The 25,039-nt window shown below is 62.8% G+C and carries 22 protein-coding genes; 13 read left to right on the top strand and 9 right to left on the bottom strand.

From position 1 onward, the window contains the following. Positions 1–4 precede the first annotated feature (4 nt). Together LDN90_RS15580 and LDN90_RS15575 are read left to right on the top strand one after the other, a co-directional pair. Positions 5–490: a hypothetical protein gene (locus tag LDN90_RS15580; RefSeq protein ID WP_202979312.1), complete on the top strand. Its 486-nt coding sequence runs from the start codon at positions 5–7 to the stop codon at positions 488–490. A 178-nt stretch (positions 491–668) separates the two neighbouring features. Further along, positions 669–992 (top strand): hypothetical protein, encoded by a 324-nt coding sequence (locus LDN90_RS15575; RefSeq protein ID WP_202979313.1) that lies wholly within the window; start codon positions 669–671, stop codon positions 990–992. Positions 993–1,139: 147 nt separating this feature from the next. Here LDN90_RS15575 and LDN90_RS15570 read toward each other — a convergent pair whose 3' ends face one another. After that, entirely contained in the window at positions 1,140–2,984 is a 1,845-nt protein-coding gene (locus tag LDN90_RS15570; RefSeq protein WP_142938783.1) for a helix-turn-helix domain-containing protein, read from the bottom strand. A 10-nt stretch (positions 2,985–2,994) separates the two neighbouring features. After that, positions 2,995–4,053: an alcohol dehydrogenase gene (locus tag LDN90_RS15565; RefSeq protein ID WP_142938784.1), complete on the bottom strand. Its 1,059-nt coding sequence runs from the start codon at positions 4,051–4,053 to the stop codon at positions 2,995–2,997. A 253-nt stretch (positions 4,054–4,306) separates the two neighbouring features. Here LDN90_RS15565 and LDN90_RS15560 point away from each other — a divergent pair, with 253 nt between their 5' ends. The 5 genes from LDN90_RS15560 to LDN90_RS24210 all read left to right on the top strand — a co-directional run bounded on the left by LDN90_RS15560 (position 4,307) and on the right by LDN90_RS24210 (position 9,884). Then, positions 4,307–5,242, top strand: a complete 936-nt coding sequence (locus LDN90_RS15560; protein ID WP_142938785.1) for an alpha/beta hydrolase — start codon at positions 4,307–4,309, stop codon at positions 5,240–5,242. Between the two features lie 85 nt (positions 5,243–5,327). Beyond that, positions 5,328–6,953: an NAD(P)/FAD-dependent oxidoreductase gene (locus tag LDN90_RS15555; protein ID WP_142938786.1), complete on the top strand. Its 1,626-nt coding sequence runs from the start codon at positions 5,328–5,330 to the stop codon at positions 6,951–6,953. Between the two features lie 103 nt (positions 6,954–7,056). After that, positions 7,057–8,436: an NAD-dependent succinate-semialdehyde dehydrogenase gene (locus LDN90_RS15550; protein WP_142938787.1), complete on the top strand. Its 1,380-nt coding sequence runs from the start codon at positions 7,057–7,059 to the stop codon at positions 8,434–8,436. After that, positions 8,433–9,191, top strand: coding sequence for a glucose 1-dehydrogenase (locus LDN90_RS15545; protein WP_142938788.1), 759 nt, complete (start codon positions 8,433–8,435; stop codon positions 9,189–9,191). Before LDN90_RS15550 ends, LDN90_RS15545 begins: the two co-directional genes overlap by 4 nt. A 66-nt stretch (positions 9,192–9,257) precedes the next feature. Beyond that, positions 9,258–9,884, top strand: coding sequence for a hypothetical protein (locus LDN90_RS24210; RefSeq protein ID WP_263426265.1), 627 nt, complete (start codon positions 9,258–9,260; stop codon positions 9,882–9,884). Positions 9,885–9,949: 65 nt separating this feature from the next. Here the strand turns inward: LDN90_RS24210 and LDN90_RS15530 are convergent, their stop codons facing one another. The 5 genes from LDN90_RS15530 to LDN90_RS15510 form a co-directional block, all read right to left on the bottom strand. Next, positions 9,950–10,819 carry a 3-hydroxyacyl-CoA dehydrogenase family protein gene (locus LDN90_RS15530; protein WP_142938789.1) on the bottom strand — a complete coding sequence of 290 codons (870 nt, stop codon included), beginning with the start codon at positions 10,817–10,819 and terminating at the stop codon, positions 9,950–9,952. Continuing rightward, positions 10,819–11,625, bottom strand: a complete 807-nt coding sequence (locus LDN90_RS15525) for an enoyl-CoA hydratase/isomerase family protein (RefSeq protein ID WP_223946301.1) — start codon at positions 11,623–11,625, stop codon at positions 10,819–10,821. Before LDN90_RS15525 ends, LDN90_RS15530 begins: the two co-directional genes overlap by 1 nt. Further along, positions 11,625–12,848 carry an acetyl-CoA C-acyltransferase gene (locus tag LDN90_RS15520; protein WP_142938790.1) on the bottom strand — a complete coding sequence of 408 codons (1,224 nt, stop codon included), beginning with the start codon at positions 12,846–12,848 and terminating at the stop codon, positions 11,625–11,627. Before LDN90_RS15520 ends, LDN90_RS15525 begins: the two co-directional genes overlap by 1 nt. Before the next feature lie 63 nt (positions 12,849–12,911). After that, entirely contained in the window at positions 12,912–14,117 is a 1,206-nt protein-coding gene (locus LDN90_RS15515) for an acyl-CoA dehydrogenase family protein (RefSeq protein ID WP_142938791.1), read from the bottom strand. 66 nt (positions 14,118–14,183) lie between these two features. Then, positions 14,184–15,428 (bottom strand): CoA transferase, encoded by a 1,245-nt coding sequence (locus LDN90_RS15510; protein ID WP_142938792.1) that lies wholly within the window; start codon positions 15,426–15,428, stop codon positions 14,184–14,186. 106 nt (positions 15,429–15,534) lie between these two features. Here LDN90_RS15510 and LDN90_RS15505 point away from each other — a divergent pair, with 106 nt between their 5' ends. The 5 genes from LDN90_RS15505 (at position 15,535) to LDN90_RS15485 (ending at position 21,060) form a co-directional block, all read left to right on the top strand. Then, a complete protein-coding gene (locus LDN90_RS15505; protein ID WP_142938793.1) occupies positions 15,535–16,455 on the top strand; it encodes a LysR substrate-binding domain-containing protein in 921 nt (306 codons plus the stop codon). A 90-nt stretch (positions 16,456–16,545) separates the two neighbouring features. Next, positions 16,546–16,977, top strand: coding sequence for a hotdog domain-containing protein (locus LDN90_RS15500; RefSeq protein ID WP_142938794.1), 432 nt, complete (start codon positions 16,546–16,548; stop codon positions 16,975–16,977). An 877-nt stretch (positions 16,978–17,854) separates the two neighbouring features. Then, a complete protein-coding gene (locus LDN90_RS15495) occupies positions 17,855–18,172 on the top strand; it encodes a hypothetical protein (RefSeq protein WP_142938795.1) in 318 nt (105 codons plus the stop codon). Positions 18,173–19,066: 894 nt separating this feature from the next. Further along, the gene (locus tag LDN90_RS15490; protein WP_223946300.1) at positions 19,067–19,792 is read left to right on the top strand and encodes a hypothetical protein; all 726 of its coding nucleotides are present in this window, start codon (positions 19,067–19,069) and stop codon (positions 19,790–19,792) included. 110 nt (positions 19,793–19,902) lie between these two features. Continuing rightward, on the top strand, positions 19,903–21,060 hold the full coding sequence (locus tag LDN90_RS15485) for a DUF4238 domain-containing protein (RefSeq protein WP_142938797.1): 1,158 nt from the start codon (positions 19,903–19,905) through the stop codon (positions 21,058–21,060). A 106-nt stretch (positions 21,061–21,166) separates the two neighbouring features. Here the strand turns inward: LDN90_RS15485 and LDN90_RS15480 are convergent, their stop codons facing one another. Beyond that, positions 21,167–21,892, bottom strand: a complete 726-nt coding sequence (locus LDN90_RS15480; RefSeq protein WP_162520268.1) for an NYN domain-containing protein — start codon at positions 21,890–21,892, stop codon at positions 21,167–21,169. 103 nt (positions 21,893–21,995) lie between these two features. Here LDN90_RS15480 and LDN90_RS15475 point away from each other — a divergent pair, with 103 nt between their 5' ends. After that, positions 21,996–23,279 carry a hypothetical protein gene (locus LDN90_RS15475; protein WP_142938799.1) on the top strand — a complete coding sequence of 428 codons (1,284 nt, stop codon included), beginning with the start codon at positions 21,996–21,998 and terminating at the stop codon, positions 23,277–23,279. A 550-nt stretch (positions 23,280–23,829) separates the two neighbouring features. Here LDN90_RS15475 and LDN90_RS15470 read toward each other — a convergent pair. Continuing rightward, a complete protein-coding gene (locus LDN90_RS15470; RefSeq protein ID WP_160147641.1) occupies positions 23,830–24,900 on the bottom strand; it encodes a DUF4238 domain-containing protein in 1,071 nt (356 codons plus the stop codon). Positions 24,901–25,039 lie beyond the last annotated feature (139 nt).

The following is a 25,039-nucleotide window of genomic DNA, read 5'->3' as shown; positions in this document are numbered from 1 at the left end:
CCAGATGGGCCTGTTGGCTCCGGCGCTGCTGGTGGTGCTGCGCGTGGTCCAGGGCTTCTCCGCGGGCGCCGAATCCGCGGGATCCTCGACCCTGACCGTAGAGCATTCCCCGTGGGCAAGCGCGGGTTCTTCACCAGCTTCGTTATGGTCGGCTACGCCGTCGGCTGCTCGCTGGCGATTATCGTCTTCCTCCCTGTGGCGCTCCTGCCCGGCCGAGCGCCAGCACCTCTACGGCTGGGGCTGGCGGGTTCCCTTCTGGCTTAGCGCCGTCGTCGTGGTCATCACCTACTACGTTCGCAGCCACCTGGACGAGACCCCGGTGTTTGCCGAAGCGAAGGAAGAAAGCGCCGTTCGGAGGCTGCCGCTGAGCGATGTGTTCGAGCACCCCTGGCGCTCCGTCATCTGTGTGGCCGGATCCTCGCTGATGGCAGCCATGCAGACGCTGTTCGCCGTGTTCAGGCCTGTCCTAGGCCACCTCGGTTGGCGTTGACCGCAGCGCGATGCTCGGCGTCATCTCCGGGGCCATTGCGCTCTCGATCGTTGGCATCCCCGCGGACAGTTACCTCTCTGACGTCATCGGCCGCAAGCCGACCATGCTGATTTCCTCCGCCGGCTGAACGCTCACGCTATTCGGGTACCTCTGGGCGATTTCGACGACGGACATCCTGATGATCGCGCTGTTCGCCTTCGTCAAGATGACACTCTTCTTCAGCTGCTACAACGGCGTGTGGACGTCCTTCTTCGCCGAGCAGTTCCCGGCACCCGTCCGGTTCACGGGCATGGCCGTCAGCAACCAGCTGGGCGACCTCCTGGCCGGATTCGCTCCGATGGTCGCGGCAATGCTCCTTCTCCCCGGCCCGTCAGGCTGGCTGCCGGTGGCCATCTTCGGTGCGGTGGCCGCCGCGATCGATGCTGTTGCGGTGCTGGTCGGTGCTGGGAATGCCCGAGACGGCGAAGACTCCCACGGAACTGCTTGGCGGTCCGCGGGTTGATGCCCTGGCCTGCCCCCGGCTGAACCTGCCGAGTCCAAGCGATCTGACGCCGTCATGAGTTAGTCCGCAGGACTCCACAATGAACAAGACCCCCGACGCAGCGTCGGGGGTCTTGTTCATTGTGGAGGAGGTGGACCGGTTCACGGGTTACGCCCCGGGAGCGATCATGCGTTCGTCGTCAGAAATTTTCAGGGCACGCATCTTGCGGTACATCGTGGTGCGGCCAATGCCAAGGATTTCCGCGGCGCGGGACTTGTTTCCGTCCGCTTCGGCCAGGGCGGCAACGATGGTATCGCGCTCGGACTGCTCATAACGGCTCAGCGAGGACAAAGAAGGCTGACGCATGGTCGCTGGCAGGTCCTTGGTCTGGATCAGGCCGCCGGCGGCCGACCGATGCAGGCCGGCGAGAAGCCGGGTCAGCTCGGCCGCGTTGCCGGGCCAGCGCCAGGCCAGCAGGCATTGGAGGGCGGCGGGGGAGAAGCGTGGAGCCGGTGCCCCCGGGAAGAGCTCGGCCGAGACTTCCCTCACGACGTCGGGGAGCTCGCCGCGCAGTTCCGCGAGGGAGGGAACGCGCACCGGCGCCGGCAGGCCTTCGGCTTCGTAGCCGGGGGTGGCTGGACCGCTGGTGCGTTCAGTTAGGATGACGCGCGCGCCCGGGTGGACACCGGGACGGGCAACCTGCGCGAATGCCGCCAGTCGGCCGGGCAGCTCACCGGCGGGGCTGCCTCCTCCGACGACCACGATCCCGCAGCCTTCGCTTAACGCGGACTCCATGCCTGCCCAGGACGTTTCGTCGGAAACGAGGTCGCCGGCGCTGAAAGACCTGGGCTCCTGGCCGGTGTGCTTCCGCAGCCACTTCGATGCCTGGTGTCGCTTCCCGGCTCCGGGTCCGCCAACCACACGAATCAGCCCTCCGACGGCAGCAGCGGCGGTGAGCTGCTGTTGGACCACGCTGTAGGGGGTGGGCCGGGCCTGGCGGGAGGACAGCCCATCGAGCACGTCGCGGAGTGCGGGCGTGGGCGTCCGCGTCGCGGTATGGCCCTGGTTGTGGACCACCGCGACCCCGGCCTCGGTGATGGTACTTGCCGGCTCCATGAACTCCAGCGCGAAGATCGCATCCTGGCCGGCGCGGCCGAGGCGCCGAACCATGGCCTCGGTGCCCAGCACGGGGAGTTCCAGCTGCAGTTTGTCCTGGTCCCAGTGGTGCAGGCGCAGCATCTCCCACAGATAGGCATGGGATTCCGCGTCAAAGTGGGCCAGGGCGGGCAGGTCCGTCATAACTGTTTCGGAGTTCATGACCAGGACCGGGTGCTTGGAGGATCGGAACTGGCGGTAGGTCCGGGCCAGCTCGAGGTTCCGGGAATCGGCCATCAGCTCAAGCGCTTCGGCAATCTGGTAACCGGCCTGCCGGGCCATGGACACCATCAGGGGACTGGAGGCGTCAACGTGGGAGGCAACGGCGAGTGAGCCCACGATCCGGCCGGTGATGGGGTGTTTGATGGGAGCCCCGGCACAAGCCAGCCGGGACAGGGCCTCGTTGAAATGTTCGCTGCCGCGGACGAAAACCGCGCCGCGTCCCTCGATGGGTGTGCCCAGGCCGTTGGTGCCCAGGGCTTGTTCGGAGAAGACAAAACCTTCTGCCGCATTGGCACCGTCGAGGGTTCGCTCATCCTGGGCGTCCACAATGCGGCGGGATACGATCCGGCCGTCCTCGTCGGCGAGGAAAAGGGCCATCCGGGTGTCCGTGAGGTTGTTTTCCCACTGGTCCAGGATCCTGCCGGCGGCACGCAGGATGGCGCTGTCCGGATCGATCTCGCCGAGGATGTGGGGCCCGGCGGCGGGATTGACGTGGTGCGAGACCGAGCGCCGCCAGCTCTGCTCGATTTCCTCGGCCACCAGGGACGCGGGAACGGAGGCGCGGACGAGGCCCTCAGTGATCAGCCGTTCGCGGGCGCTGCGGACAGCGTCTTCGCGGTGTGATTTGTATATCACTTTCCCATTCTCAAGCAGTCAGGACGATGCGTCCAGCCACGCCGCCGGTGGTCAGGTCGTCCAGGGCGCGGGACACTTCGGCCGCGGACAGTGTGCGTTCCACGACGGGGATGGTGGGCAGTTCGCCGGTCTGTGCGATCCGGACCAGATCCTGGAGCTGCGAGAGCGTCCCAACGAAGCTGCCTTCAATCCGGATCATGCGCAGGGCCAGCATTGCGGTGGGGAGGGTGACTTCACCGCCGAAGAGTCCCACCTGGATCATGGTGCCTGCCTTGGCGAGGACATCGAATGCGGCGGTGGCGGTTACTCCGTTGTTGACGAAATCGACGACGGCGCTGGCGGGGCCGCCGATTGCCTGCTGGATGTCCCCAGCCCCGCTGTTTTTTCCTGAGAGGACGGTGCTGGTGGCGCCCATGTCGCGGGCCAGTGTGAGGTTGCGTTCGGCGACATCCACCGCGCAAATGTTGCGGTGGCCCCGGGCGCGGAGGATCGCGATGGCCGTTAGGCCAAGGCCTCCGGCGCCGAAGATGACCACCGGCTCGTCCGGTTCGAGGGGGAGTACCTTGTCCACGGCGCTGTGGGCTGTGAGACCTGAGCATGCCAGCGTGGCAGCCCAGCTCGGATCGATTCCATCGATGTCCACTAGGTACTTTTCATCGGGAACAAGGATGTAGTCGGCGTAGCCGCCGTGGCGGGCCACACCGAGGTTCCGCCCGGCGGCACAACGGTTGTCGTGCCCTTCGCGGCACTGCCGGCATTCGCCGCAGCCGATCCAGGGGTAGATCAGGCGCACATCGCCTTCCCGGACGGAGGTCACGTCCCCGCCGACTTTCTCGACGACGCCGACTACCTCGTGACCGAGGACCATCGGGTACTGAATGCCCCGGTCCTTCATGCTCAAGTGCCCGCGACTGCCGAGGTCGTAACCGCCTTCCCTCAGGTGCGTATCGGTGTGGCATACGCCGGCCCGCACGACTTTCAGGATGACCTGCCGGCCTTCAGGGCTTGGCGTGGGAAGCTCCAGGTCATGAATGGTGGGGTCATCGGGGAGGACAGCGAACGCATGCATGGAAGAGCACCTCATTGTGATTGGGGTATCAGGATATCCCTTCATCATGGCTAACTTTTTGGTAATCATCCAATACCAAGTCCGGTGATGATTGATGTGTCTGAGGCAATAATCGGAAGCTTGCGGGCAGTGTTTCACATTGGAACACATGTGGGGTGGAACACAGACCTACCTTTGAAGTAATCACCGTGGCGCCCGTCACATACGGTCCGCCGAATACGGAAGAACGAGAACCAAGTCAAAGGAGACTCTCATGAGCACCAACGTTGCCGAACAGTCCTTCGCTACCTCCTCCGCCGTCGAGGGCCAGGACGTGCTGCGCGATCTGTACGCAGACTGGGCGAACATCATGGCCACCACGCCGGACCTGACCATGCGCCTGTTCCGTTCCATTTTCGACGAGTGGCACCAGCCCACCGTTGAGCCCGAGGGTGTCACTTACCGCGAGGACACCGTTGGCGGAGTCCCGGGCATCTGGTGCCTGCCCGAGGGTGCGGACCAGACCAAGGTCCTCCTGTACACTCACGGCGGCGGATTCGCCGTCGGTTCGGCCTCCAGCCACCGTAAGCTGGCCGGCCACGTTGCCAAGGCGCTCGGCGCTGTCAGCTTCGTCCTGGATTACCGCCGTGCCCCCGAGTTCCAGCACCCGGCCCAGATTGAAGACGGTGTGGCAGCTTTCGACGCGCTCGTCGCATCCGGCATCAGCGCGCAGGACATCACCACCATCGGTGACTCCGCCGGCGGCAACCTGGCCATCGCCATCGCCCTTTCCCTCAAGGAACAGGGCAAGGGCCTCCCCGGCCAGGTCATCGCCTTTTCACCGTGGCTGGACATGGAGAACAAGGGCGAAACCCTCGTCACGAACAACGATACGGACGCGCTGATCACCCCCGAACTGCTCGAAGGCATGATCGCCGGTGTCCTCGGCGGCACGATCGATCCGAAGAACCCGCTGGCCAACCCGCTGTACGGCGACTTCGCCGGATTCCCGCGCCTCTACGTCACGGCCGGCAGCGTGGAATCCCTCCTGGACAACGCCACCCGCCTTGAGGAGCGTGCCACGGCGGCAGGCGTGGATGTCACCCTGTCCATCGGCGAGGGCCAGCAGCACGTCTACCCGTTCCTGGCCGGACGCTCCGTCCTCGTGGCCGAGGAATTCGAGAAGCTCGCCACCTGGTACCGGAAGTAACCCCGGCTCCACCGCGCAGCGCCTTCCCATTTAGCTTCACCACAAAACCTTCTTTCCCTGCATCAGAACGACAAAGGAGTTCGCCATGACTGCACAGAACACTTTTCAGACCGTTGACGCCGTTGTAATTGGCGCCGGCTTCGGCGGCATATACGCTGTCCACAAGCTTCACAACGAACAGGGCCTCACCGTGGTGGGCTTCGACAAGGCTGGCGGCCCTGGCGGCACCTGGTACTGGAACCGCTACCCGGGAGCCCTCTCGGACACGGAAAGCCACGTCTACCGTTTCTCCTTCGACCGCGACCTTCTGCAGGACGGCACCTGGAAGCACACGTACGTCACCCAGCCCGAGATCCTCGAATACCTCGAAGGTGTGGTGGACCGCTTTGACCTGCGCCGCCACTTCCGTTTCGGCACCGAAGTAAAGTCGGCCGTTTACCTGGAAGACGAAGCGCTGTGGGAAGTCACCACGGACGCCGGTGAGGTGTACCGCGCTACGTACGTCGTCAACGCCGTCGGACTGCTCTCGGCCATCAACCTCCCGAAGCTGCCCGGCCTGGACACCTTCGAGGGCGAGACCATCCACACGGCAGCCTGGCCGGAAGGCAAGGACCTCGCAGGCCGCCGCGTCGGCGTCATCGGCACCGGCTCCACCGGCCAGCAGGTCATCACGGCCCTGGCGCCGGAGGTGGAACACCTGACCGTTTTCGTCCGGACCCCGCAGTACTCCGTCCCGGTGGGCAAACGCGCCGCGACCGCGGAGCAGATCAACGAGATCAAGGCCGACTACGACAACATCTGGGCACAGGTAAAGTCATCCGGCGTGGCCTTCGGCTTCGAAGAAAGCACCGTGCCGGCGATGAGCGTCTCGGCGGAAGAACGCCAGCGCGTCTACGAGAAGGCCTGGGAATACGGCGGCGGTTTCCGCTTCATGTTCGAAACCTTCGCGGACCTCGCCACGGACGAGGACGCCAACGAGACTGCAGCGTCCTTCATCCGTAACAAGATCGCCGAGACCATCGCGGATCCGGAGACAGCCCGCAAGCTGACGCCGACCGGCCTGTTCGCCCGCCGCCCGCTGTGCGACGACGGCTACTTCCAGGTCTTCAACCGGCCGAACGTGGAAGCGGTGGCCATCAAGGAAAACCCCATCCGTGAAATCACTGCCAAGGGGGTGGTGACTGAGGACGGCGTCCTGCACGAACTGGACGTGCTCGTTTTCGCCACCGGCTTTGACGCCGTGGACGGCAACTACCGGCGCATGGACATAGTGGGCCGCGACGGACTGAACATCAACGACCACTGGGACGGGCAGCCCACCAGCTACCTCGGAATCGCCACGGCGAACTTCCCCAACTGGTTCATGGTGCTCGGGCCCAACGGCCCCTTCACGAACCTGCCGCCAAGCATCGAGACCCAGGTCGAATGGATCAGCGACACGATCCAGTACGCGCAGCAGAACGGCGTCCGTGCGATCGAGCCCACCCCCGAAGCCGAATTCGAGTGGACTGAACTCTGCACGACGATTGCCAACATGACGGTGTTCACCAAGGTGGAATCATGGATCTTCGGTGCGAACATCCCGGGTAAGAAGCCGAGCGTTCTGTTCTACCTGGGTGGCCTCGGCAACTACCGGGGTGTCCTCGCGGACGTCACGGAGAACGGATACCGCGGCTTTGAACTGAAATCAGAGGCCGCAGTCGCTGCCTGACACCGCCGAACGGGGCCGGGTGCCCGCCGAAATGCGGGCACCCGGCCGACATTCTTCATAACAGTGCCTTCAGCACAGCCTTCACCACAGAGGAGAACCACCCATGGGTGTGTACAAGACCATCGACCCGGCAACCGGCGAAGAGTCCGCACAGTACGCGGAGATTTCCGACGCCGAACTGGACGATCTCATTGCACGCAGCGCGGCTGCCTATCGTTCCTGGCGCACTACGGAACTTGAGCAGCGCCGCGCCGTTCTCCTGCGTGCCGCGGAGCTCCACCGGGAACAGGCCGATGAGCTCGCCAGGCTCCTGACGCTGGAAATGGGCAAGCCGATCGCGCAGGCGAAGGGTGAAGTGGCGCTGGTGGCCTCGATCTACCAGTACTACGCCGAGAACGCGGAGGAATTCATGGCCGACGAGCCCCTGAAATTCCAGGGGTCAGGCACTGCGGTGGTCCGCACCGAGCCCATCGGTCCGCTCGTCGGGGTCATGCCGTGGAACTACCCGTATTACCAGGTGGCGCGGTTTGCTGCTCCGAACATCGCCCTCGGCAACACCATCATCCTCAAGCACGCCCGGAACTGCCCGCAGTCCGCCCTCGCCATCCAGCGGATTTTGGATGAGGCCGGCCTGCCAGCAGGCGTCTACTCCAACGCCTTCATTTCATCGGCCCAGGTCGCGGCCGCCATTGCGGACCCGCGCGTCCAGGGTGTCTCACTGACAGGCTCCGAAACCGCCGGCGCAGCCGTCGGCGCCGTCGCCGGCCGGCACATGAAAAAGAGTGTTCTGGAACTCGGCGGTTCGGACCCGTTCATTGTGCTGGAGGACGCTGACATCGACGCGGCGGCCGCCGCCGCCGCCGTAGGCCGCCTCGCCAACGCGGGGCAGGCATGCACTGCCTCGAAGCGTTTCCTCGTGGAAGACGGCGTGTACGACGCATTTGTGGAAAAGTTCGTGGCCGGCATGGCCGGCTGGGAGCTGGGCGACCCGACCAGTCCCGAGACGAAGCTCGGCCCTATGGCTTCAACCGCAGGCGTGGAAGAGCTGGACGAACTGGTCCAGGACGCGATCTCCCACGGGGCCACGGTCTTGCTGGGCGGCACCCGGCCGGACAGTCCCGGCGCCTACTACCCCGCGACAGTACTGGCTGGGGTGACCTGTGAAATGCGCGCCTTCAGCGAGGAACTGTTCGGCCCGGTTGCGGTTGTCTACCGCGTCAATTCCCTGGACGAGGCCATCGACCTGGCCAACGATTCCCCCTTCGGTCTTTCCTCCAGCGTCTTCACCACCGACCAGCAGAAGGCAGACCGGGTGTCCGCGGAGCTTGAGACGGGCATGGTCTGGGTCAACAGCACCAGCAAGAGTTCGCCGGACCTGCCGTTCGGCGGCACCAAAGCGTCCGGCATCGGCCGCGAGCTGGCCAACTACGGTTTCAATGAGTTTTCCAACAAGAAGCTAGTACGTAACCCGAAAGGACAATGATGGCCAATCGCGTAGAGGGCAAAATTGCAGTGGTAACCGGCGGCGCAGCCGGCATGGGACGGGCGCATTCCCTGCTGCTGGCGCAGCAGGGAGCATCCGTTGTAGTCACGGACGTCGACGGCAGCGGGGGCAAAGAGACTGTCCAAATGATTGAGGCCGCCGGCGGGACTGCCTCCTTTGTGCAGCACGATGTATCCAGTGCCGCGGACTGGGCTGCCGTGGTGGACCATGCCGTGGAGCGCCACGGGCGCATTGATGTGCTGGTGAACAACGCAGGCATCCTTGCCTTCAAGTCCCTGCAGGACACCGATGACGAATTGTGGGACCGCATCTTTGCGGTCAACGTCAAAGGCACCTTCCTAGGCTGCAAGGCGGTGATCCCGGCAATGCAAAAGTCGGCGGCGCCGACCATCGTCAACATTTCGTCGATGTACGGGATCATTGCCGCGCCCAATGCTGCGGCATATGAGGCCTCCAAGGGTGCCGTGCGAAACCTGACGAAAGCCGCCGCAGTGGACCTGAAGGAATTCGGCATCCGGGTTAATTCCGTCCACCCGGGCGTCATCGCCACGGCCATGACGAACGACATCCTGGCCTCTGAGGAGGGAACGAAGGCACTGCTCGGGACCACCATTCTGGGGCGGCCTGGCCGGCCCGAGGAAGTGTCGGCCGTGGTGCTGTTCCTGGCCTCCGACGAGTCCTCTTTCATGACCGGCTCCGAAGTGGTAGTTGACGGCGGATACATCGCCCAGTAACCACCGGTTTAGCAGTGCTCCGCGTCCTGGTTGTTTCCGCCCGGACGCGGAGCATTGCCGTATCCCGTGACTGCCCCGGTTCTTGGTAGCCCCCTGGAGTTACTGCGTCCGCTATGGCGCGAAGGCGGGAAGCAGCGTATCGACAAGCCGCTTGCCAAATCCCTTGTCCATGGGGGATCCGCTGAGGAAGAACCGGTAGTAAATAGGGCCAAGCAGGAGATCGGTAGCCACTTCCGAGTCCGGGCCCGCCTTCAGTTCGCCCCTGGAAATGCCTCGCTCCACGAGCTCTGTGACGTCCGCCAGTCAGTGGGTGACCACGCGTTCCCTGTAAACGCGGGCCAGTTCAGGATCCGCCGCGACCTCAGAAACCAGGCCCTGCATGACCTTGCCCAACTTCGAGTGGCAGGTGAGTTCCACCGTCCGGTCCACCAGGCGCACCAACTCGGCAGCCGAATTTCCGTTGTAGGGCTGCGTACTGACGTCCCCCACCATGTCCAGCAGGACAGCGAGGGCAAGATCGTTCCTGGAGCGGTATCTGCGCCAAATCGTCGTCTTGGCCACGCCCGCCCGTTCTGCGACACCCTCAGCCGTCAGGCTGCCGAACCCGTTCTCTGCCAGCAATTCAATGCCCTGACCCTCCTCAAGGAAGTCATGGCAGAGCGCGGACTCACCCCGGAAGCAGAAGCGGACTAAGTCGAAACAGGCGAAGCTGGCCAGGACCTCACGGTCCCGGCCAGCTTCACCTGTTTTGGCTTGGGTCAGCTCCAGTCGAAGAAGCCCTTGCCGGTTTTTCGTCCCAGCTCGCCGCGGGCCACTTTGTCCCTGAGGATCTGCGGCGGGGCGAACCGCTCACCGAGTGTCTCCTGAAGATACGTGGCGATGCCCAGGCGAACATCCAGGCCCACGATGTCCGTGGTGCGCAGCGGGCCGGTGGGGTGTTTGTAGCCGAGGACCATGGCGTTGTCGATGTCCTCAGCGGAGGCCACGCCTTCCTCGACCATGCGCATCGCTTCCAAAGCGATCGCCACCCCCAGCCGTGAGGAGGCGAAGCCCGGGGCGTCGTTGACCACCACGGCGGTCTTGCCCAGTCCCTGGACCCAGGTCCGGGCCTGCTCGACGAGTTCGGGACGGGTCTGCTTGCCGATCACCACCTCAACCAGCGTCGAAGCGGGAACCGGGTTGAAGAAATGCAACCCGATGAAGTCCTGCGGGCGTGCCAGCTCCTCGGCCAGCCCGGACACGGACAAAGAGGAGGTGTTGGAGGCCAGGACCGTGCCGGGCGCGATGTGGTCCTCAACCCTGCGGAGGGCCGCGACCTTCAACGCCCAGTCTTCAGGGACGGCCTCCACCACCAGCTCGCGGTCCCCGAAGGCTGCGTAGTCCACTGAAACGGAGAGGCGGGAGACCATCCCGTCGAGGCTGCCGCCCTGGGGGTCCCGCTCGATGGACTTCGCGGCGGAGGCCTCAACCCGCTCCCGACCGGCCTGCGCGGAGGCTTCGTCGCGCTCGACCACCACCACATCGGCCCCCTTGACGAGGAATGCGTGGGCGATTCCGGCGCCCATTCGGCCGCCGCCGAGGACCCCTACCCGCGCCGGGAGTCCGGCCGGCACAACTGCGTCATTCATTACTTCTTCTTCCTGTCGAGGAACGCCTGCATGCGGTCGAACTTGGCCTGGGATTCGAAGAGTATGCCCTGGGCCAGGGTGTCGATAACGGGATGGGCTTCCCGCGGGGTGTGGAAAACGGCTTTGGTGATGCGTACTGCCAGCGGGTCCTGCGCCGCGATGGCGTCTGCCAGCGCGTGCGCCGCATCCAGCAGCGTTTCCGGGTCCACTAGTTCGGTGACCAGCCCGACGGCGAGGCATTCTTCACCTTTGAGGACTTTGCCGGCCAGCAGGATCTGCTTGGCCACGGGTTCGCCGACGAGCTCCTTCAGCCGCCAGGTGGCACCGGCCGCGGCCAGGATGCCCAAGTTTGTCTCGGGATTGCCCATCCTCAGTGCAGGGGTGCCGATGCGGAAGTCGGCCGCGTAGGCCAGTTCCGCGCCGCCGCCGAGCGCAAAGCCGTCCAGCGCCGCGATGACGGGCATGGGCAGTTTCGCGATCCGGTCGAACGCCGCGGAGTTGATCCCCGCCAGGGCGTCGCCGCGGCGCCGTTCGCGCAGCTGCGCGATGTCCGCCCCGGAGGCGAAGACCGCTTGTGCGCCGGTTGCCGGGTTGGCGGGCGTGCCGGAGAGGATCAGGATTTTCGGTGTGTGCTCGAGGTGGATGCACACGGCGTGCAGCTCGTCCACCATTGCCTGGTCGATGGCGTTCTTCACTCCGGGGCGGTGCAGCCGGACCGCTAGACGGTCTTCGCGCTCCTCAACCAGCAGCGTGACGAAACCCGAGGTATCAAGCCGCGTGCCGGCGTCGTTCATTACTTCTGTCATCAGATGCCTTCCAGCAGGAGTGCGGTGCCTTGCCCGACGCCGACGCACATGGTGGCGAGGCCGAGCTTGCGGCCCTGGGTGGCTCCGCGTTCGAGGCGCCCGAGGAGGGTGATGACCAGGCGGGAGCCCGAGGAGCCGAGCGGGTGGCCGAGGGCGATGGCGCCGCCGTCGTTGTTAACTGTCTCCGGTTCGAGTTTCAGTTCGCGCATGCAGGCCAGGGCCTGGGATGCGAAGGCTTCGTTAAGTTCGACGGCGGCCAGATCCGCTACCGTGAGCCCGGTGCGGTCCAGGACTTTGCGGGTGGCCGGGACCGGGCCGATGCCCATGATCTCCTGCGCCACACCGGCGGACGCGCCGTCGAGAATGCGGGCGCGGGGAGTGAGGCCATACTTCTGCACGGCGGCCTCGGACGCGACGATGATTGCTGAAGCGCCGTCGTTGAGTGTCGAGGCGTTTCCGGCGGTGACCACGCTGCCGCCCTTGACCACCGGGCGCAGGCCGGCGAGGACGTCCGTGGACGTTCCGGGCCGGGGTCCTTCATCGGTATCCACGATGGTTTCGGCGCCCTTGCGGCCCTTGACCGTCACGGGGACGATTTCGTCGGCGAAGCGCCCGGACTCGATCGCGGCGAGGGCGCGCTCGTGGGAGCGGACGGCGAAGGCGTCGCAGTCCTCACGGGAGATGTTGTAGGCGCGTGCCACTTCCTCGGCGGTTTCGGGCATGGAGTAGGTGGCTTTGCCATCACGGGAGAGTTCCCCGGAGAGGAAGGCGGGGTTGGGAAAGCGCCAGCCGATGGAGGTGTCAACGACGGCGCCGGGTTTGGCGAAGGGTTTGTCCGGCTTTTCCATGACCCACGGGGCGCGGGACATGGACTCGACGCCGCCTGCCACCACAATGTCCGCGGCGCCGGCCTTGACCATGTGGGAGGCCATGATGATGGCGCTCAGGCCGGAAGCGCACAGACGGTTGACGGTGATGCCGGGGACGGTGTCCGGGAAGCCGGCGAGCAACCAGGCCATGCGGGCGACGTTGCGGTTTTCCTCGCCGGCGCCGTTCGCGTTGCCGAGAATCACCTCGTCCACGAGGGCCGGGTCCAGGCCGGCGCGTTCGACGGCGGCCCGAACCGCGATGGCAGCCAGATCGTCCGGGCGTACGGAGCTCAGGGCGCCGCCGTAGCGACCGACGGGCGTGCGTGCCCCGCCGATGAGGAATGCTTCAGACATGGAAAAACTCCTTAGTGAATCTTGGTATGGGAGGGGACGGGGCGAGGCAGGGCATGTGTCCGGTTAGCGGAAGGCTGAGATGCCGGTGATGTCGCGGCCTACCAGCAGTGCCTGGATTGAGTCCGTGCCCTCGTAGGTTGACACCACCTCCATGTCTGTCAGGTGGCGGGCCACATGGTTTTCGAGCAGCAGGCCGTTGCCGGCAAGGAGCTCACGTGCCTCGTTGCAGATCCATTTGCCTTTCTGGGAGGTGGACATCTTGACCATGGAGGCCATGGCGTTGGTCAGCATGCCCTGATCGGCCAGTTCCGCCATACGGTTGCACATCAGCTGCATCGCCGTCAGCTCGCTGAGCATATTCGCCAGGCGGTGCTGGACCAGCTGGTAGCCGGCGATCGGGTTGCCGAACTGCTCACGCTTGGCGGCGTAGTCGACGGCGATCTCAAAGCAGGCCATGGCGTGGCCCACGGCCTCCCAGGCGGCGCCGCCACGGGTTGCCTGGAGGACGCGGGAGACGTCGGCGAAGGACCTGCAGTTCTCCAGCCGGTTGGTTTCCCGGATCTGCATGTTCTCGATGACGATGTCGGCCTGCAGGATGGCGCGCTTGCCGATCTTGCCGGTGATGACGGTGGGGTTGTAGCCCTCCGGGTGGTTGCCGTCTGCGTCCTTCTCGACGACAAAGGCGTTGACCTTGCCGTCCTCCGTGTTGCGGGCAAACAGCACGATGACGTCGGCCGCGTGGCCGTTGCCGATCCAGCGCTTGTGGCCGTTGATCACCCAAGTGTCGCCGTCGCGGGTTGCGCTGGTTTCCAGGGCCACCGAGTCGGAGCCGTGGTCCGGTTCAGTCAAGGCGAAGGCGCCGGTCTTCTTGAGCTTGGCCATGTCCGGGAGCCAGCGCAGCCGCTGTTCGTCGTTGCCGAGCATGTTCAGTGCCCCCATGCACAGGTTGGAGTGTACGCCGAGGAAAGTGTTGATGCTCCCGTCGGCCCGTGCCATTTCCCGGGCCACCATGCCCGCGGCCTTGCGGCTCATTCCCGGGCAGCCGTAACCCTTGATGAACGTCCCGATGATGCCGAGTTCAGCCAGCGGAGGGAGCAGTTCCTCGGGGAACTCCGCCCGTTCCCAGTAGTCGTTGATGATGGGAAGGACCCTCTCTTCGGCGAACCGGCGGACTTTGTCGCGGATTGCCAGCTCTTCTGGGCCCAACTCGTCGTCGAGGTTGAAGTAATCGGAGTTCACGGTGCTGCGGGCAGTTGCAGTGGTTGTCATGAGAGGTCCTTTATGGTTCCGCGGACGGGTGCTGGTTGCTTCTGGGATGGCTGATTGGGGAGAGGGCTAACGGTGCGGCGTCGACTGCAGCCACTGAAGAATGTCCCCTCGGTCTGCGTCGATGCCGGGCGGCACCAGGTCATAGCTGGCGGGTGTCGCTGAGAAGGTGATCGGGTTACGGACGCCGGGGATGGAATCCTCACCGGTGCCAACTTCCACGACCGGTTCCAGCCCCAGGCGCTGGGCAAAATCAATCCCGCTGCGGACGTCGTTGATCGGAGCGCACGGCAGCCGTGCCTCGGTGAAGATGTCGAACCACTCCGATGCGGTCCTGACGGCCAGCAGTTCCTGCAGGATGGGGCGCAGCGCCGATCGGTTGAGGCTGCGGTCCGGGGGTGTGGAGAACCGGGGATCGTCTGCCAGTTTGGGGGCACCAATGACGTTGCAGAGCGTCCGGAACTGCCGGTCGTTGCCGATGGCAAGGACGATTTCCCCGTCCGCGGTGGGGAGCGGTTCGTAGGGGTAGATGCTGGGGTGCTCGTTACCCATCCGAGTGGGTACGTTTCCGCTGAGCAGGTATCCGCCGGTCTGGTTAACCATGCCCGACAGGGCCGAGGACATAAGGTTCACCTCGATGCGTTGTCCGCGGCCGCTCTGGCTCCGTTCGTGCAGCGCCGACAGGACACCAATGGCGGCATGGAGTCCTGTAATGACATCAAAGACCGCAACACCGGACCGGTATGCGGGGAACTCCGGGTCCCCGGTGAGGCTCATGAGCCCGGACATGGCCTGGACGAGCAGGTCGTAACCCGGCAGGGCTGCTCCGCCGGCGGCGCCGAACCCGGTGATGGACGCGTAGACCACAGCGGGGTTGCGTTCGGCGATGGTCGCGTAGTCCAGGCCGAAGCGGTCCAGCCCGCCAGGTTTGAAGTTCTCGATGACCACGTCGGCGCCCGCAGCAATGTTCCGTGCCGTGTCGATGTCATCCGGATCGCCGAAGTCCAGTGCGATGGATCTCTTGTTCCTGTTGATTGAGAGGTAGTACGTGGATTGGCCATCGAAGACCGGGGGCTTCCAGGCCCGTGTTTCATCGCCGGACGGGCTTTCCACTTTGATGACCGTGGCACCCATGTCCGCCAGGAGCATGGTGCAGTACGGTCCGGCGAGGACCCGACTGAAGTCGGCAATGACGATTCCCGCCAAAGGACCGCTGGCGTTGCGACCGAAGGCGTCCCGGCGTGCTTGATCGGGCTGGCGGTCGTGAGCAGCAGCCCCTGGAGCCAGGGGAGCGGCGTTGCTCTGCAGTGTCATGGGTCCTCTTCCATAGGCGGTTCTTTTTCACTATCCCACCGGGCATTACAGCGCGTCCAATACTTATTGGGAGTCCGATTATTGATGCTTCTGCAATAATGGCGGAATGGAGATTCAACAAATACGGGTGTTCCTCGCCGTGGCGGAGGAGTTGCATTTCGGCCGGGCTGCAGCCCGGCTCCATATGGCTCAACCACCTGTGAGCCGGATCGTGCGGCAGCTGGAGCGGGATCTCGGGGTCGACCTCTTCATCCGGAGCACACGCAGCGTCCAGCTAACGGCGGCCGGAGTGGCCCTGATGGCATCGGCCCGGGAGGTCCTGGCTGCAGCGGAGCGTGCAAGGGCCGGCGCACTTGCCGCTGGCCGCGGAGAGGCGGGAATGGTCAAGCTCGCCTACGCCGGCGCATCAACCCATGTTCTCGTGGGAGTACTGGCACGGGAAGTCCGAAAGGTCCACCCAGGCATAGAAGTTCACCTCAACAGCCAGGACTTCGCACTCCCAGCCCTCGCCCGGGTCCTCCGCGGTGAAGTTGATATCAGTCTCGGCCGTTGGGACTTTGTGCCCGCGGGCATCAAGTCCCGCATCGTCGTGGAGGAACATCTCGTGATGGCCGTCCCTGCATCACACCGCCTGGCCTCGCAAGGCGAAGTTCGTTTGGTAGAACTAGCTGGGGAGCCATTCGTCGCACTGCCCCCACATGAAGGCTCTGTCCTGACCGACCGCCTGCGCCGGTTGAGCCTGGGAGCCGGATTCGATCCCAACATCGTGCAAAGTGCGCCCGATTCGTGGACCGCAATGGCCCTGGTTGGAGCCGAAGTAGGATGCTCCCTAACGGTTTCCTCTGTCGCGGAAAACGTGACCGACCCGCATGTAAGGTTCTTGCGGGTGCTCGACGAGACCCTGCCGGTCTATCTCAGGATGGCGTGGCGCGGGGATTCGGACAACCCGGCCCTCCCACCGGTCCTCACGCTTGCGGAACAGGTTTGGGCCGGTCGTCCCGACAGCCTCGCCAGTGTCAAGGAATAGCTCACCAAGAGGTGGACGCTGCTACAACCGCCGGAACTCGTCTCAAAGACATGAAAACCGACCATCTACACTGCAGAAGTAAGGCCACACATGGAATCCTCCGATATAACCTTCCGCACCCGAAAATGGGTGCGCCCAGAAGACCTAAACGCCAACGGCACCCTGTTCGGTGGAAGCCTCCTCAAATGGATCGATGAGGAAGCAGCAATCTATGCCATTCTCCAGCTGGGCAATGGCCGGGCGGTGACGAAATATATTTCGGAAATCAACTTCGTCAGCTCAGCAGTCCAAGGAGACCTCATAGAAATGGGCCTAACGGCAACTAAATTTGGCCGCACCTCCCTGACCATGCGGGCGGAAGTCCGGAACATGATCACCCGACGAAGCATCCTCACCATCGAAGAGATCGTGTTCGTGAACCTGAACAGCGAGGGCAAGCCCGAGCCTCACGGCTACACGGAAATCACTTACGACAGAGACAGGATCCCCACACACCACCTCACGGAAACCTCACACAACTAGGGACAGCGACCGCGTCCGTGATGTGGCAAGCATGCCGATGGTGCGTCGGACGTGGTTCTTTCATCTGTTTGGACTCGTCCTGTTTGAGCGCCGATAACCGCCGACGTATAACCCATCGCCAGCCGACGGGGCTCTGTGGCCCAGCCCCGCTTAGTGAGTCGGGGCGCCGTCTCAGCGGCGACCGCCGCCCACACTCCGATTCATAGGCCGGGGTTGTTCAAAGCGAATGGCGGGCGCATGAGTCCGAGGCCAACATGCTCTCGCGTGTAGAGCGTTTCGCGGCCTGTCGGTACCCGCGAGATCGCAGGGTTGGTCGGATCGGGTCCTGGCTATCGTCCACACGAATCAGCCAGAGTTTCGATGTCAGCAGGGCGCGCGCACACATGGTCTTTACGCTTTCCTGCACCTCCGGGAGTCCGTCCTTAAATGTATGGAGGTGATGGAAAGCCCTCGAATGAGCAATACCTGGTTCTGAGGGGTTTTATGAACCCGCAGTGCTAAAGAAAGGCGGGGGCGTTGATCGCTTCGACCGGACCGTTCGATGCGCCTCCACGCTTGTAGAACGCCGGCACCTGAGCCCATCCGAGCCACAGCGTCCTGCCCCAGCCGGGCAAGCTCTTCAAGCCCTTCCGGCAGGACCTTGCGCAACTGCTCATTCACTTTCTGCATGCCACGCTTGCTGGTCCACCCATCGGTATGCTGAAAGGCGTCGATGACGTCCTGGTACGCCAGGTAAGTGACGTCCAAAGCAATGTAATGATCGTGGTCGGCCCGCTGGCGTTCCAGCCAGGCGGAGCCCGGCCGGGGGCATCCTGACGGTCTCAGATCGAGAGTCATCACAGCCGAGTGGCAGTCCCAGAACCAAGGAGAAGCATCCATGAACAAGAACGAGCTGGCCCAGTTGGGCCTCGATACGGATGGCCTTACGCCGGACGCCGACTACGTCCCGAACCCCTTCACCGCCGATGACGGTGTGCATGTCGACCTCGTGTACCGCGCCTACCTGCAGCTCGAGCAGATCAACGCGCTGGGCGGTATCAGCCTTCTCGGCGGCTCGCGCGAGCGGCTGGAGGACATCTATGGCGCACTTGAGGATGGCATGGATCTGCTGACGGCGGTGGCGCGCTTTGGCGACGATGAGCAGCAGCATCGCGCCCAGCAGCTCATCGCGGCAGGGAAGATCAGTGGCTCCTGACAGGCCTCAACGGAACCCCGACAGCTCAGGCTGTCGGGGTTCATTCTTTTCGTCATGCAGACCGAGCTGGCGAGAACCCCTGGATTTGCCGGGGCCCGGCATGCCTCGCGCGGACATCAACTGAACCAGACGAGCGCCGATCAGCGGGCTCACACTGGTGGTCGGCTCTCAGATATGTGCCTCGCTCGTCTCGTCTGAAGACGTGATTCCTTGTGCACTCCATGATGAATCATCATGCAGTGATCACACTAGCTGTTTACTGGTTGTGCTGGAACTGCAGTGGGCCACCTGTAACACGTTGATGCCGTCTGCACCAGGTCTATGTTCTAAAACATGTATGCGTGAAGCATGAGCGGTGGCCGAATTGCCGCCGAAAATGCGCGCGACATCCATCGCCTGGAAGCAGCGCTGCCCTGAGCTCGCGGGCGAACAGTGAGCGTGAGGGCCGACCTCGACGCTGCGGTGAAGGCCAGCAGACCAAGCCGCCTGCCGGCAGGTCTCCGGCGAAACTTCTCAGATGGGTACCTCCGTTAGGCTTAATTCCAAAACTCCCACTAGTCCAAAGGACACCATGGCTGAGAAGACGAAAACGGGTCCCAGGGCTGATAGCGGATCCGATGGGACCACTCCGCCCCTTCCAACTGTAACGATCTACCAGAACCCCGATTACGTCAGCGGAATCCTGCAGCAGCTTTACCGCCAGCCGCTAGTTAAGGGGAACACCTTGGAAGAAGGTGGTTCCCACGAACGGTCGGAAAATCGTAGCGTCGAGGGCAGCGGTCAGATCAAGGGCAGCGTAGGTTGGTTCGGATCTGGTGCTGAGGTGGCGGGCAAACTCGCTGCAGCCGCTGGGAGTGCAGACAAGGATTCCACGTCGGGGAAGCGGACCTCGGTTTGGGAGTATACGCAGGCTACTATCTTCACGTCGTTCGCGAATCATTGCGTAACTTCGGCTTGCTGCATTCAATCTCCGGCTTGTCCGAAGCCGAAGACCTCAAGGTAGGCGATTTCGTCGAATTTGAGACTGAATTCGTTCCCGACCAGATGGCAGTCTTCCTGGATGTACTCACGCCCGAGCTAGTGTCTGCAATTGTGCGTCACCAAGTGAAGAAGCAGGCACTGGAAGCATTCGATGGAGACTGGAGCGACCATGAGGCGCGTGAGGGCTACTTCGAAAAAACAAGAATGCGAGTCCAGACGCAGACGGAGCTCGCCGAGGCCATAACATCCGCCGTTCGCACGGATTTCCGCAGTGAGGGTACCAAGGAGTTCTTCGGCCGGTTGGGGAGCCCGGATGGGGAGGCTGTTACCGTCATCACCATGTGCGATCGATCCTTTTTCACTGTGGAAGACTCAGACAGAATCTTGGACGGCCGGTTCACGGTCCTCGGCAAAGTAACAGCCGAAATTGATATGGATCGACCCACTCTGGAGAGGAACAAGCTTCTTAGCTCGATTCCTCCTGAGAGCATCGACAAGCTCATGGGGAAGATGAAAAAGCAGCTTGACGCCGGCATCGCAGATGCCAAGATGACGGGGGCCATGGCTTTCGAACCGAAGTTCTCGGCCAGAGTGGAAGGCGCTTCACTCAAGGTCGTCCCGATTGCCATCTATGTTTGACTCCTCCTGCCGAAATGGGGGTCCCGGTTCCCAAGCTGTGCGCGTAGTCGGAATGACGGTTAGCCAGGCACAGTTCTTCCAGTGCTGTTGTCTCCGGATACGCTCCTGAGATGGGGTCAAACCTTACCTACGACCTCTGGGCTACGGCAGCTGCGCGGGCCGCTGCGATGACAGCCGCGGGGCAGGAGCCAAGACGCCATCATCTCGTGCCCCGGTTCTACCTTGAGCGCTGGGCAGTGGATGGGAGAGTACGAGTCGTTGATCTTCTGCGCGGGCGGAACGCCTACGAACTTTCTCCGGCCCAGGCTGCGTTGGAGACTGACTTCTATCGACTCGATGTGCCGGGCGATCAGACGTCTCCGGTCTATTGGGAAGCCTGGCTTTCGGAAGTAGAGGAGAAGGCCGCGGCATCGATCGCACGCGTCGATGCTGCCGGCCCGGGGGCCATGGACGACGAAGCACATCAGTGGCTGTGTCTCTTTCTGGCTGTGCAGATGACGCGCAGCCGCTCTGCGCGTCTGCGGCGGCGTGCAATGATTGCCGAGCAGATGGCCCGGGTCCTGGAGATCGGCGGACCTGGAGAACTAGCTCGCGAATTGTCCACCGGTGACCGGTCGTTCGCCTCCGAAGACCTGGAAAAGCTTGTTGCGGATGTCGAACGTTTCCGCGCCGATCCGTCGCAACTGCCGCTCGCACGGAAAGAAGACCTGGAGTCTTCAGCAAAAACAGCGACACATATCGCCGGCATCCTCATGACACGCCTTGTGACCCTTTATGGGACTCGAAGGGCGTTAATTACTTGTGATGAGCCTGTCGTCGAGCTGCACGAGTACATGGCCAAGCCAGCCATAGGGGGTGGAGTGTGGGGCGCTCCGATTTTGGCCTTCCCTTTTGGTCCGCATTCAGTGCTTGCTTTGTACCGACGTGATCTGGAACCTCCCTTGGAGCCGGGGTCGATGTTAACGACGAGCGAAACGATCGACCTCAACAGTTCGATCCTCGCGAATGCGCATAGCTTCGCGATTGCTCCCGCGGGTGACCACATTGCGGAGGGGCTGTACCTTCCTTCGCAGCCAGTCAGCATCCGGTCTCAGCTGATCGACTTACCCAAGTCGGACGAATCCCTATTTCGGTTCTGGACGCCGCGGAGGTGGGAGGGCCAGCACGATGCGCCCGTCCGTGTGGTCAATCGGTGGTGGCCCGGGCACGTGCCCGCAGCTCCTCGTCCGACTCCTGAGGAACAGAAGATATTTGACGCTTGGGGTTAGTGGTCGCTGCCAAGCACCCATGGTACGAGCAGGGCACGGTGTCCATTTAGATCACAAGCCACGTCGCATCGAGCCGACGTTGGATGCGTCGCCACCGGGAAGTGCTCTATCTCAAGGTTCGCTTATCCCGAACGAGAACTTGCTGATTCCCCCGCTTGAGTTCGAACAGGCCTATTCCCTCAATGAGGTCACTCAGCTTCTGATAGCCATAGTTGCGGGGGTCCAGCGATGCTTGGTTACCTATTTGATTTCCAACTGCGGAGAGGTGCGCCCAGCCATCATCTCCACTAGCAGCTTCGACAGCGTTGCGTACCAGAAGCACGAGTCTGGCGTCGCCGCGCATCTCCTTCGTTCCACCAAGCCCGTCTAAAGACTTGTCAGGGATGGTGTGGGGTTGCCCCAGTCCCTCGACATAAGTGAACAGCGAGCAAGCGTTAACAAAGGGCTCCGGCGTTTTTCTCTCTCCAAATCCATACACCTTTAGGCCGTCCGCCAAGATGCGCATCACCAACGGGGTAAAGTCGGCGTCGCTCGAAAAAAGGGCGAGCCCATCCACCGAGCCTGCCGTAAGCAGGTCCATAGCATCAATCACCATCGCCATGTCAGCCGCGTTTTTTCCAGTGCTGTACGCGAATTGCTGCATGGGCCGTATCGCGTACGGATGAAGAGCAGCTTGCCATTGCTGCAAATAGGGGCTCTTCCAGTCCCCATAGGCCCGCCGCACGTTGGCCACGCCGTGACGTGCAACTTCAGCAAGGACGAGATCAATCTTCGACGCTGGTGCGTTATCGGCATCAATGAGCAAGGCAATGCGCTTCTCGTCAGGATTCACCCTGTTGATCATGCAGGGAGACATGAGCCCGGTCAACTTGTTTGGTGTGGCAGCGTGAGTTGAGATCCGAGAAGTGCAACGATAATTAATCGAATCAGACCAAATGATGCAACTTGACCTCGGCGGAAGGCGCACCACCGTGTATGTACCGGCAAGACGTGATGAGATGCTCCGCTTCTTCCGGGCGCGGATTTTGGGTGATTTGCCCAGGTTCAGATGGGGTCTCTTTCAAGAGGCTGTCCGGGCCGGAAACTACCAGCGTGCGCTGGACATAGCCGCGCAGGCGTTGGACGAAGAAGCAGAGCGTTACGCAGTCCGCAAGACGATGTTCGGCAGCAGCCACGTCAATGTATCTGCACCGGACAGGGTTCCCCTTTACCTGGCCTCAATTTTCGGGCGATTGGACGTTATCGATCGGGTAATAGCCCTTGAACGGTTCGCGCTGGATGAGGCAAAAAAGCCCTATGACGGAGCAGAGGGGGAAACGGGCCGCATCCGGTACGACCGCAATACGGCCTTCGCCGTGGAAACCCATGACAGTCGGCTGGAGCAAGCCCTCGAGCACAAGGCCGATTACGAACGCTTCGCAGCCATCCTGAGTGCGGTGCGCCAACGTCCCGGCATCCTCCAGGTGGACCTGACGGGAGTGGTCACAGACAGGGACACCAAAGGGGTCATTAGGATGGTGGACCAGTTGGAGGCCACCGATCTGGTGGCGACAAAGAAGGTTGGAAGCCGCGTCGGTGTCTGGCCTGCAGAACACCCGAAAGGTCCGTCCCCTTCTGATCGCCGCGAACAGCGATGGTATTGGGCAGTCGATGATTATTGGGAGGAGCGGCCTTTCGAGTGGCTGGATCTGTCCGCCACGATCTCCGGCATCGAAACCTTGGCGCGAATAGTGGAGGAAGCGGCACGGCAGACCGGCATTGACGGTGGTCTCCGACCAACACCGTTGGACTTTATCCAAGGCAGCAAATGGCATTTCGCTTCCCCCGCACTGTCCGGGGGAATACCCACTCATGAGGACCCTGATCAGCTTGCCATGGTCTTCTGGGGCCACCAGGACCTCACTCAGGCAGCTGCGATGGCCGGGAGGATCATTCACGACGGGGGAGCCCAAACGACTGCGAACCAGAAGAAGAAATGGTTGCTGGCCGAGCCGCGGCATACGCACATGGAACGGATGCCGTTCACCGAGCGTTTTAGCCTCGACACGGGCCGTCACACGGGGTGGCTCCTGCGTGAAGTCCCGGAACCGACCGCAGACAGTGTCCCGGCCACCGCGTTCACCGCCGCCGGAGTATGCACGGACCAGGAGAAGGCAGCCGAGCTGGGCGTCGCGTGCTGGCTGAAGCGGAGCAAGGGGCGGGCCCTAAGACCAGCATGAGGTCAGATGCGGATCCCCTCGAAGGCAACGCCAGCTGTGAGGCTGCCGAAGCCTGAGGTGCCTGGCTGAGCGATGTGATTGTCCGAACAAGGGCTTCCATGCCTTATCCCACAGCTCGTCATGCGGTCCTGCCGGGTAATAGTCCGGACTGTCGCTCATGGCCGTTTTCATCCGTCTGGGTTCTGTTGGCCTGCATCCCGGACAGTGGCGAGTTTGAGTGAGACCAAATCCGGAAGGTGATCGATCTGAGCTGGGCCCGCCCCGGACCCTAGAGAGACTGCTTCAGGTGTAAGCAGGTGCGGCGAATCAGCGGCTATCAGCGGATCGGCTGGCTCATTTCGAAAACGCCTCCGGCTCCGGCCTCGTCGCCGGACCGTGATCGGAAGTCGATCGAGGCTCGACTCGCCGCGGCGGAGGCAGAGGTCCGGTGGCTGCGGATGCAACTCGATGATGCGTGAGCTGTTCTTCGGCGCGCTGACGCGTGCGCGGCTTTCCGCGCTCTTTCTGTCCGAAAGGCAAGAAGCGGACCATGAAAGAACGCATCGGGTACTCACGTCCTGTCGAAGTCTTCATCCCTAACTTCCGGCGTTTCCAACTTCCCGAACCACGGTCCGCCATCGAACTCCGCGTCCATGAATCCACCTGCAGTCATGTTGATGAGGTTCGGCCCGGGGAGGCCATCCGGGACAAACTTCGCGTCTTCGGGATGGTGGTAAACATATTCCTTCGCGGAGTGCGCCAAATGCTCGTTGAAGAGCTTCTCCATGGCTGTTGTGCCCCTTTGTATTCTGTCGGCCTCCCCTCGGAGAACAGCACCTCTGATCTTCTGAACACGCGGATCGTCTGATTCGAGGCCGTCAACCATGACCATCGGATCGCTCATGAGTAACCCGAGCTTCCGTGTGAGGGGAAACGTAATGCCCCATGCCGTCATGAAACCCACACCTTCCGACGGCTCATCCTTTGGATTGGGGATCAGATTCACCGGGGCGTCCGAGGTGATGAGGGAACGTTGCTCAAATTGCACCAGGCTCCACGGTCTGGTTGCGAAGTAGGGCGTCAACTTTTCGGCCGTATCTACCATGTGCTGAATGTGTGCAATGTTTGAGAAGCTGATCGGCGGGCCGCCAGGCTGAGTAGCTTCGGCCCAGATCCGATCTGCCTGTTCCGGGGACGGATCGAATCCCAGATTCTTCCTGGCCCAGTTACCAACGTTCTTACGCCCGCCGGCACCGATCTCGACGCGGATGAACTTAGCCCGAAGATGTTCCATGGTCTTGCGAGTGTCCGGTCCGCGCACGCTCTGAAGGGCCATGTAGTAGGAGAATGTCCACCGGTCGCTTTCTGATAGAGGGAACTCGTTCCCTTCGAGCTTCCCGATGATGCTGATGGCTTCCCCCTCCATGCCACTCAACGCCTTCTCGAACTCGTCAGGTTCCTCTAGGTCGTCTAACGTGTGAAAGTGTGTTTGCGCTGCCACGTTCTTAACTGATGAGGTGAACGATTTCCGGGAGCGATCGAGGGGCACAGCAACGATTCGCCCCTTTTCGGAAGCGAATCCCCGAAGGTATCCCTGGGGCACGTAATGGTGAAGCTTTGCGGTATTGCCCTTGCCGGTCATGTCTGGCATCCTGCCACAGGCAGGGCCAGGAAGCGCTGGCGACGGCAAGACCTATCTATGGGAGTTGAGGATGACGACTGCAGGTAGGTGCGGTGCGCGGCCACTGCTGGCTACAGCCCGAGGAAGCGCCTGCTTTGCA

It is taken from the genome of Arthrobacter sp. NtRootA1, assembly GCF_019976975.1.
Lineage (GTDB): Bacteria > Actinomycetota > Actinomycetes > Actinomycetales > Micrococcaceae > Arthrobacter > Arthrobacter aromaticivorans.
The sequence above is the reverse complement of the archived record's forward strand: the minus strand, read 5'-3'. Positions and strand labels throughout refer to the sequence as shown.

What these genes read in the sequence shown, in the direction of transcription:
- LDN90_RS15525 (WP_223946301.1), bottom strand. Translation starts at nt 11,625, where the DNA reads ATGACAGAAGTAATGAACGACGCCGGCACGCGGCTTGATACCTCGGGT.
- LDN90_RS15485 (WP_142938797.1), top strand. Translation starts at nt 19,903, where the DNA reads ATGGGGTCAAACCTTACCTACGACCTCTGGGCTACGGCAGCTGCGCGG.
- LDN90_RS15580 (WP_202979312.1), top strand. Translation starts at nt 5, where the DNA reads ATGGGCCTGTTGGCTCCGGCGCTGCTGGTGGTGCTGCGCGTGGTCCAG.
- LDN90_RS15510 (WP_142938792.1), bottom strand. Translation starts at nt 15,428, where the DNA reads ATGACACTGCAGAGCAACGCCGCTCCCCTGGCTCCAGGGGCTGCTGCT.
- LDN90_RS15575 (WP_202979313.1), top strand. Translation starts at nt 669, where the DNA reads ATGATCGCGCTGTTCGCCTTCGTCAAGATGACACTCTTCTTCAGCTGC.
- LDN90_RS15520 (WP_142938790.1), bottom strand. Translation starts at nt 12,848, where the DNA reads ATGTCTGAAGCATTCCTCATCGGCGGGGCACGCACGCCCGTCGGTCGC.
- LDN90_RS15500 (WP_142938794.1), top strand. Translation starts at nt 16,546, where the DNA reads ATGGAATCCTCCGATATAACCTTCCGCACCCGAAAATGGGTGCGCCCA.
- LDN90_RS15475 (WP_142938799.1), top strand. Translation starts at nt 21,996, where the DNA reads ATGATGCAACTTGACCTCGGCGGAAGGCGCACCACCGTGTATGTACCG.
- LDN90_RS15530 (WP_142938789.1), bottom strand. Translation starts at nt 10,819, where the DNA reads ATGAATGACGCAGTTGTGCCGGCCGGACTCCCGGCGCGGGTAGGGGTC.
- LDN90_RS15505 (WP_142938793.1), top strand. Translation starts at nt 15,535, where the DNA reads ATGGAGATTCAACAAATACGGGTGTTCCTCGCCGTGGCGGAGGAGTTG.
- LDN90_RS15560 (WP_142938785.1), top strand. Translation starts at nt 4,307, where the DNA reads ATGAGCACCAACGTTGCCGAACAGTCCTTCGCTACCTCCTCCGCCGTC.
- LDN90_RS15555 (WP_142938786.1), top strand. Translation starts at nt 5,328, where the DNA reads ATGACTGCACAGAACACTTTTCAGACCGTTGACGCCGTTGTAATTGGC.
- LDN90_RS15550 (WP_142938787.1), top strand. Translation starts at nt 7,057, where the DNA reads ATGGGTGTGTACAAGACCATCGACCCGGCAACCGGCGAAGAGTCCGCA.
- LDN90_RS15470 (WP_160147641.1), bottom strand. Translation starts at nt 24,900, where the DNA reads ATGACCGGCAAGGGCAATACCGCAAAGCTTCACCATTACGTGCCCCAG.
- LDN90_RS15565 (WP_142938784.1), bottom strand. Translation starts at nt 4,053, where the DNA reads ATGCATGCGTTCGCTGTCCTCCCCGATGACCCCACCATTCATGACCTG.
- LDN90_RS15495 (WP_142938795.1), top strand. Translation starts at nt 17,855, where the DNA reads ATGAACAAGAACGAGCTGGCCCAGTTGGGCCTCGATACGGATGGCCTT.
- LDN90_RS15515 (WP_142938791.1), bottom strand. Translation starts at nt 14,117, where the DNA reads ATGACAACCACTGCAACTGCCCGCAGCACCGTGAACTCCGATTACTTC.
- LDN90_RS15545 (WP_142938788.1), top strand. Translation starts at nt 8,433, where the DNA reads ATGATGGCCAATCGCGTAGAGGGCAAAATTGCAGTGGTAACCGGCGGC.